Raw genomic sequence first — 7,784 nt, 5'->3', positions numbered from 1 at the left:
GTGCTGTGCGTGGTGGCCCCGGTCATCTCGGTCGCGGTCGTGGGGTTCGCGCTCGTCGGGCTAGGACTGGCGGGCGTCGTCCCGTCGCTGTTTCGCGCGGCCTCGAAGGCACCGGGACTGGCGCAGGGCGTCGGGGTCGCGGCGGTCGCGAGCACGGGCTACCTCGGCTTCCTAGCAGGCCCTCCGGCGCTCGGGTTCGTGGCCGAGGCCGCGGGACTCCGGGCCGCGTTCAGCGTCCTCGTCGGGCTCGCCGTCGTGGTCAGCGTCGGCGCCGGGTGGGCGTTCTCGAGGGCGAAGCCCGTCTAGCCGTCCTCGAGGACGACGATTGCGTCCGGGACGGCTCCGACTCTGCCGTAGACGTTTTCGGTGTCCGACTCCCCTCTCCCCTCCGACGCGTTCCGACTCGGCGACCTCGTCGTCGTGCTGAGCCTCAACCGCATCATTCACGGCGAGCGTTCCGCCGACCTCGAGCCTCGCGTCATGGGCGTCCTCGAGGTCTTGGCTAGGACTCCGAGAGAGGTCGTCTCGCGCGCGACGCTGTTCGACGAGGTCTGGTCCGACACGGTCGTCAACGACGAGGCGCTTACGCGGGCCGTCTCCGCGCTTCGCAAGGCGCTGAGCGACGGCGCTCCCGGCGCCATCGAGACCATCCGAGGGACGGGCTACCGGCTGGTCGCGCCCATCCGGCCTGTGGTACCCAGTCCTCGTCCCACCGTCCTCGAGGACGCCGTCCTCGAAGGCAAACCGGCCCCGCCTAGCGCCGACCGCAATACGCCGATGGTCGCGCTCGCCCTAGGTGCGGCGACTCTGGCGTTGGCCGTCGCCGTCTGGGCAGCGTGGCCCCGCGTCGCACCTCCCGAGCTGAGCGAAGCCCGTGCCGCGCCGTCGGATGCCATCCGAGCCGGTGAGGCATCGGCGCTCCGGCTCGACTCGACCTCCGAGTACTACGTCCCTGGTCTCTCCGAGTGGGACGTCTACTACGACTCGTCGGCGGGCCGCTATTTCCACTTCGAGGACGACCGGACGGACAACGGGAGTGGTCCTCGACGACGCTAGAGCGCAACGCTGGGATCAGACCTCGAGGACGCAACCTCGAGACGGGCCAACAGACCGACGCGCCCCCGGCGCTACTCGCCCTCGAGGGGCTCGAGCCGCCAGACCGCGCCGTCCGTCTGGTCCACCAGTACGTAGACCAAGCCGTCCGGGCCTTGCTCGACGTCGCGGATGCGGACCCCGAGCGACAGCGTCTCCTCACTCACGACCTCGTCGCCCTCGAGGGCGAGGCGCACGACGCCCTGCTTGGTCAGGCTCCCCAGCATCAAGCTGCCCGTCCACTCCGGGAAGACGCTCGACGTGTAGAACGTCATGCCGGACGGCGAGACAACCGGCGTCCAGTTGCGGACCGCGTCCTCGAGGTCAGGTCGCGTCGGCGGATCGGGGATCGGCGAGCCGTCGTAGTTGCTGCCCCAGCTCACCGTCGGCCAGCCGTAGTTGACGCCGGGCTCGATGATGTTGAGCTCGTCACCGCCGAGGGGTCCGAACTCGGCCTCCCACAGCGTGCCGGTCTCGGGGTGGAAGCCCAGGCTCTGCGCGTTCCGGTGGCCGTAGGACCACGTCTCCGGCTGGGCGTCGGGGTCGTCGACGAACGGGTTGTCGCCGGGGATCGAGCCGTCGCGGTGGATGCGGATGACCGAGCCGAGGTGGCTGCCCAGGTCTTGGGCGGGCTCGAACTGGAACCGCTCGCCGGTGCTCACGAACAGGTGCCCATCCGGCCCGAACGCGATCCGTGCCCCGAAGTGGTTCGGCCCGACGAGCATCGGCTCCATGACCCACAACTGCTCGAACGCAGACAGGCTATCCCCCTGGAAAACGCCTCGGCCGACGGCCGTCGCGGCGGCTCCTCCGGGTCCCGGAGCGGCGTAGGTGAGGTAGACGAACTGGTTGTCCTCGAAGTCGGGATCGAGGGCGACGTCGAGCATCCCGCCCTGCCCTTGTCCGTAGACCGTCGGCACGCCCGAGACGACGGGGGGGACCTCGGCGTCGCCGCCGACGATGCGCAAGCGTCCGGGACGTTCCGTGACCAGCATCCGGCCGTCGGGCAGGAACGCGATGCCCCACGGACGCTCGAGGTCGCCCTGAACTTCGACGACGGAGACGGGGCCGGCCTCGGACATCAGGGACTCGACCTGGGGCTGGGCGCAGGCCGTGGCCGTGAGGAGGACGAGGAGGGCGGAGAAGCGGATCATGGCGTCGGGGGCTGGACCGCCCTAGACCCGTCCGCCTGCGGGCCTGTTCCGTCCTCGAGGACGAGCGCCGCGCCTAGCCGTCCTCCGGCATCGAGGTCTCGATCGAGCGGAGGACCAGGACGCGGCCTTCGGGGTCCGGCTCGTCCGTCAAGAGATAGACGTGGCCGTCCGGCCCTTGCTCGACCTCGCGGATCCGCACGCCGATCGGGAACACCTCGTGCTCGGCGAGCCCGTCGTCGCCGACGACGGCGCGGACAATGCCGCGGTAGACCAGGCTCCCGATGAGGTAGCTCCCCTGCCAGCCGGGGAACACGTCGCCGGTGTAGTGGGCCATCCCCGAGGGCGCGATCGAGGGCGTCCAGTAGTGGACCGCGTCCTCGAGGTCGGGACGCGTCGGCGGGTCCGGGATGAGCTCGCCGTCGTAGTCCATGCCCCAGCTCACGATTGGCCACCCGTAGTTGGTCCCGCGCTCGACGCGGTTGAGCTCGTCGCCGCCCATCGGACCCATCTCGGCGACGTAGAGCGCGCCGGTGATCTTGTCGAACGCCATGGCCTGGACGTTCCGGTGCCCGAAGCTCCAGATCTCGTCCTCCGCCGAGGCGTCGCCGACGAACGGGTTGTCGCTGGGGACGGAGCCGTCGGGGTTGAGGCGGACGACGGTTCCGAGGTGGTTCCCCAGGTCCTGGGCGGGCTCGAACTGGAAGCGCTCGCCGGTGGCGAGGTAGAGGTGGCCGCTGTCCGAGAACTCGATGCGGCTGCCGAAGTGTCCCCCGCTCGTCATGTAGGGCTCCGACGTAAAGATGGCCTCGAACCCCTCGATCCGGTCGTCCACGAACCGGCCCCGGCCGAGCGCCGAGGCGGCACCCTCGCCGTCCGGGTTGGGTCGGGCGTACGAGAGGTAGACGTAGCCGTTGTCCTCGAAGTCGGGGTCGAGCACGACGTCCAGGAGCCCGCCCTGGCCCCGGGCCCACACCTCCGGCGTCCCCTCGACCGGTGCCGACACGCCGCCGTCGGTCGTGACGATGCGGAGGTGACCCGGCTTCTCCGTGACCAGCATCCGACCGTCGGGCAGGAACGCCAGTCCCCACGGGCTGGCCAGACCGTCGGCTACCGGATAGACCGCGACGGGGCCGCCGGCCGTAGACAAGAACGAGCCGATCTGGCCCGGCGGCGGTTGGGCCGCGAGCGGGGCCGCGATGGCGAGGAGGAGAGCGAGGCGGAGAAGGCGCATGGCCGCATGGGAGGTGCACTCGGGGCACCAGACCACGACGCGCCCGGTTCCGACCTCGAGAGCTGCTCAGGAATACCCCGCGCCGGATACGCCCTCGAGAGCCGCCAGGCCGGCGCAGCCAACGAGATCGCGGGCACGGGCAGATTGGCTGTGCTAATTTTTTTAGCACACCTGTAACCCACGCCGTGGTCCCGGCCGTAGTGAGATCGCGCCTCCTTCCCCCGCCGATGCCCCGCATGCTCCTCCGATGCTCGCCCCTCGCCCTCTTGGGCGCTCTGCTCCTGACGGCCTGTTCGTCGTCAACATCGTATTCCTCTCCAAGCCCCAGCGCGCCGACCGAGGTCCTGTTCGACGAGACGTTCGATGTCCGGTCCGGCCGGGACCTTATCGTCGACCTCGGGAGCGAGAACGTGACGGTCCGGACGGTCTCGGGGACTCGCGCACGTGTAACAGTCGAGGGCCGAGGCCGCGACGCAGAGTCCGAGTTCGAACGCAAGCGGTTTAGCGCCCGCGAGAGCCGCGGCAACCTGACCGTCCGCACGAACCCGCCTCGCACCTCGCGCGGCGGCCGGCGCGTGGTCGCCCGCTTCCAAGTCACCATCGAGATCCCACGCCGCTACTCAGCCAACATCGACCTGGGCTCAGGCAACGTGGACGTGGCCTCCCTCGAGGGCGACCTGACCGTCGACGTGGGCAGCGGGAACGTAAATGTCGAGGACGTCGACGGCGATCGGATCGTCTTGGATACCGGGTCGGGCAACGTCCGCGCGGAGTTGCTCCGGGGCAACGTCCGCATCGACACCGGCTCCGGGAACGTCGAGGTCGACCGCGTCGAGGGCGAGTTGAGCGTCGACACCGGATCGGGCAACGTCGAGGTCGGTCTCCACTCCAACACCGCGTCCAGGATCGACACGGGCAGCGGCGGTGCGACGGTCCGCCTGCCGCGCGGCGCCGACCTCGACATCGACCTCGACGGGTCGTCGGTCCGCATCGACGACGGCCTGGGCTTCTCCGGTGACCAGGAGCGCGACCGAGCACGAGGCCGCATCGGCCGCGGCGGCCCGACGTTGCGCGTCAACACGGGCAGCGGTACGATTCGCCTGGTGCGAGCGTAACGAACCAGCCGTCCTCGAGGCCGAGCGTGGCTAGGTCCGCGTGACGAACTCGAGGACGTGCCCGGCGATCTCGCCGCCGTACTTGTCCTGGAGGAAGTGCCCGCCGCGGACCTCGAGGGCGGGACCGGCGGTCGGGATCAAGCGCTCGAAGAAACGAGCGGCGTGCCCGAGGATCGGGTCTTGCGGTGACCAGATCAACTGTGTCGGCTTCTCCCACTCGGCCAAAACAGCGCGTGTCCGGCGCATGACGTCCGATACGGGCCCCCCGGGCGAGGTCGGGACCAGGAGCGGCCACGCCGCGGCGCCGGCCTTGTGACGCGGGGACGGAAACGGCGCTTGATAGGCAGCGGCGAACCGCGCCTGGCTCTTCGGCAGCGCCAGCTTCATCAGCGGCCCGATCGGCAGGCGACGCCCCAGGAGCCGGACGCTCGCCTTCCACGCCTTGAAGGCGGGTGACGCCGTCTCGTCGCCGGTCGGCAGGAACGTGTTCATGATGACGAGTCGCTTGATCCGGTCCGGCACGTCGAGGGCGCCGACGCTCAGGCCCATCAGCCCGCCCCAGTCCTGGACCACCAGCGTCACGTCTTGGATATCGAGCGCCTCGATCACGCGCAGCAGCGCCGCCCGGTGCAGCGCGTAGCTGTACACGCCGACCTCGACGGGCTTGTCGCTCCGCCCGAACCCGGGGAAGTCGAACGTGACCGCGCGGTGGCCGGCCTCGATGAGCGGCGGGATCATGCCGCGGTAGAGGTAGCTCCACGACGGCTCGCCGTGCAGCATGAGCACGGTCTCGGCGGCATCGCGCGGCCCTTGGTCCACGACGTGCAACCGCAGCGGACTCGGCGCGCCGGGCGCGGCCTCGAGGTCGAGGTACTGCGGCTCATAGGGCCAGCCCTCGAGGTCGGCGAAGCGGGCATCGGGGGTGCGGACGACGCCGTCGGGAAGACTACTCATGGGCTCGACCGACGCGACCGAGGTGCGTGTCCTGGAACTCCGTCGGGAGCTTGAGCCCGTAGCCCAGCATCCGGTCCATCCCGATGTGGGCGACCCAGATCAGGGCGAGCGGGAGGGCAAAACTCCAGACCGGGATAGCCAGGGCAAGCAGTGCGGGCGCGGCATAGGTGTGGGCGGCGTTGTACGTCGCCGCACCGAGCCTCGGTCCACGCAGGTAGCCGACCATCGCGAGGTCGGGCGCGAGCAAGAGCCCGCCAAACCACCACCACGAGGTGCCGGTCTGGGCGAACCCCCACGCCGCCAAAGCGAACAGGACGGCGCCCTCGAGACGGAGCACGGCGAGCGGACGAGTCAACATGGAAGCGAGGGTCGGGAGGATCGGCCGCTACGGCCGACAGCCGGTCGAGGTGCGCGCGAGCATTGACGGCACCCAACCCGGCCTCGAGGCCGACACCGTCGAGACGAAACCGAGCAGCCGGCCGACGGGGCAAGATTCGGTGCGGGAGACACAAACGCCGCCCGCTCCCCGTAGAGACCCCATGCTCGCCAAGACAACCGCGCCCCCGCTCCCGGCCGATCCGCCGCGCGTCTCCGACCTCGAGGTCGGCCCGGCACCCGTCGTCCTCGATGCAGCGCCTCCCGTCCTCGAGGTCGAACCGTCCGTCCTCGAACCTGACCGCATCGAGGTCGCCCGGCCGGCGCAGCGGCGGTTCCGGGTGTGGCGAGCGTATGCCGCCGCCCTTCGCGTCGCGCTGAGCTATCTGTGGTTCGACGTCGTCGCCAGGGTTCGAGGACCGCAGTGGGCGCGTCGGCGACGAGCGGCCCTTCACTCTCGCAACGGGCGCCGCATCCGGCTCTCGATCTTGCGCCTGCGGGGCCTGTTCATCAAGGCCGGCCAGCTCGGGAGCGCGCTCACCAACCTGTTGCCCGAGCCGTTCCGCGTCGAGCTCGAAGGATTGCAGGACCGCGTCCCCGCCAGCCCGCCCGAGGCCGCCCGCGCCCGCATCGAGGCCGAGCTCGGCGCCCCCGTCGAAGCGTTGTTCGACGGCTTCACACCCCTCCCGGTCGCGAGCGCATCGCTCGCCCAGGTCCACCGCGCCCGCCTGCCCGACCTCGAGGTCGGCGGCGACGGACAGGCCGTACCAAGGACGAGCCGCGACGTGGCCGTCAAGGTCCAGCACGCCGACATCGACGCGATCGCCCGGCTCGACCTGCGCGCCATCGAGACCATCCTGCGCGTCGTCGGGCGGTGGTTCGGGATTCGGGGCTTAAGGGAGCAGTTCCGCGAGGTCGAGGCCGTGATCCTGTCCGAGCTCGACTTCACCCTCGAGGCCGAAAACGCGACGGCGATCGGCGCGGTCTTGGGGCCGGGCGTCTCGGTCCCGGCCGTCGTCCCGGAGCGGTCGTCGCGGCGCGTGATGACGACCGAGTTCGTCGACGGCATCAAGTCGGGCGACGTCGCCGCCCTCGATGCGGCGGGCGTGGACCGGCTGGCACTCGCCGAGCGGATCCTGGACGCCTACGGCGCGATGATCTTCCGCGACGGGCTCTACCACGCCGACCCGCACCCGGGCAACCTGTTGGTCAAGCCCGACCCCGACGCGTCTGGCGGGTTCGAGCTCGTCTTTTTGGACTTCGGCGCCGTCGCCCGCCTGACGCCCGCCATGCGGACCGGGCTGGCCGAGATGATCGCCGGAATGCTGGCCCGCGATCCGGCTCGCGTGACCGCCGCCCTCGATGTGATGGGCTTCGTCGCGGACGCGGGCTCCCTCGAGGCCGACGCCGCCGTCCGGTCGCTCGTCGAGGGCGTCCACGAGCGGATGCTCAAGGGCATCGACCCGCGCGCGTTCCGGCTCGGCGACCTGACGCTCGACTACGCGATGGCCCAGCACGCCGAGACGTTCGACCAGATGGCCGACCTGGGCGTCTCCGTCACCGACCTCGCCTCGGCGTTCCGCGTCCCGCGCGACTGGATCCTGCTCGAGCGGACCGCGATCCTGCTGATCGGCCTGTGCGGCGGGCTCGCGCCCGAGGTCAACCCGTTGACGGTGATCGAGCCGTACGTCAAGCCGCTGACGAAGGACGTGACCTCAAACACGGTCGCGGCCGTGTGGGAGCGCGTCCAGACCGAGGGCCGCCGCGTCTTGGAGTTGCCCGGCCGCATCGACCGCGTGCTGGGCGACCTCGAGGCCGGGCGCATCGCCGTCCGCCAACCCGACGTGACGGCGGCGACGGACC

At 70.7% G+C, this 7,784-nt stretch carries 7 protein-coding genes and 1 pseudogene; 4 read left to right on the top strand and 4 right to left on the bottom strand.

Features of this window, described 5'->3' with window-relative positions:
• Together WBA11_RS17540 and WBA11_RS17535 are read left to right on the top strand one after the other, a co-directional pair.
• A pseudogene (locus WBA11_RS17540) lies at positions 1–306 on the top strand (MFS transporter); the annotation flags it as partial.
• A gap of 60 nt (positions 307–366) precedes the next feature.
• Complete coding sequence (locus WBA11_RS17535) at positions 367–1,056, top strand: winged helix-turn-helix domain-containing protein (protein WP_424521933.1); 690 nt, start codon at positions 367–369, stop codon at positions 1,054–1,056.
• A 71-nt stretch (positions 1,057–1,127) separates the two neighbouring features.
• Here WBA11_RS17535 and WBA11_RS17530 read toward each other — a convergent pair whose 3' ends face one another.
• The gene (locus tag WBA11_RS17530) at positions 1,128–2,246 is read right to left on the bottom strand and encodes a PQQ-dependent sugar dehydrogenase (RefSeq protein ID WP_424521932.1); all 1,119 of its coding nucleotides are present in this window, start codon (positions 2,244–2,246) and stop codon (positions 1,128–1,130) included.
• 73 nt (positions 2,247–2,319) lie between these two features.
• A complete protein-coding gene (locus WBA11_RS17525) occupies positions 2,320–3,477 on the bottom strand; it encodes a PQQ-dependent sugar dehydrogenase (protein WP_424521931.1) in 1,158 nt (385 codons plus the stop codon).
• Between the two features lie 236 nt (positions 3,478–3,713).
• Here WBA11_RS17525 and WBA11_RS17520 point away from each other — a divergent pair, with 236 nt between their 5' ends.
• The gene (locus tag WBA11_RS17520) at positions 3,714–4,592 is read left to right on the top strand and encodes a DUF4097 family beta strand repeat-containing protein (protein WP_424521930.1); all 879 of its coding nucleotides are present in this window, start codon (positions 3,714–3,716) and stop codon (positions 4,590–4,592) included.
• 30 nt (positions 4,593–4,622) lie between these two features.
• Here the strand turns inward: WBA11_RS17520 and WBA11_RS17515 are convergent, their stop codons facing one another.
• The gene (locus tag WBA11_RS17515; RefSeq protein WP_424521929.1) at positions 4,623–5,546 is read right to left on the bottom strand and encodes a haloalkane dehalogenase; all 924 of its coding nucleotides are present in this window, start codon (positions 5,544–5,546) and stop codon (positions 4,623–4,625) included.
• Positions 5,539–5,904, bottom strand: a complete 366-nt coding sequence (locus WBA11_RS17510) for a DUF4260 domain-containing protein (RefSeq protein WP_424521928.1) — start codon at positions 5,902–5,904, stop codon at positions 5,539–5,541. Before WBA11_RS17510 ends, WBA11_RS17515 begins: the two co-directional genes overlap by 8 nt.
• Before the next feature lie 181 nt (positions 5,905–6,085).
• Between WBA11_RS17510 and WBA11_RS17505 the strand changes: the two genes are divergently transcribed.
• Positions 6,086–7,784, top strand: a 1,699-nt coding sequence (locus WBA11_RS17505) for an ABC1 kinase family protein (RefSeq protein ID WP_424521927.1), incomplete at its 3' end; no start/stop codon positions are given.

It is taken from the genome of Rubrivirga sp., assembly GCF_049648075.1.
Lineage (GTDB): Bacteria > Bacteroidota > Rhodothermia > Rhodothermales > Rubricoccaceae > Rubrivirga.
Note: the sequence above shows the minus strand (reverse complement) of the source record. Positions and strands in the feature narration are given on the sequence as shown.

Coding starts and splice junctions, on each gene's coding strand:
- WBA11_RS17530 (WP_424521932.1), bottom strand. CDS start 2,246: ATGATCCGCTTCTCCGCCCTCCTCGTCCTCCTCACGGCCACGGCCTGC.
- WBA11_RS17515 (WP_424521929.1), bottom strand. CDS start 5,546: ATGAGTAGTCTTCCCGACGGCGTCGTCCGCACCCCCGATGCCCGCTTC.
- WBA11_RS17520 (WP_424521930.1), top strand. CDS start 3,714: ATGCTCCTCCGATGCTCGCCCCTCGCCCTCTTGGGCGCTCTGCTCCTG.
- WBA11_RS17525 (WP_424521931.1), bottom strand. CDS start 3,477: ATGCGCCTTCTCCGCCTCGCTCTCCTCCTCGCCATCGCGGCCCCGCTC.
- WBA11_RS17510 (WP_424521928.1), bottom strand. CDS start 5,904: ATGTTGACTCGTCCGCTCGCCGTGCTCCGTCTCGAGGGCGCCGTCCTG.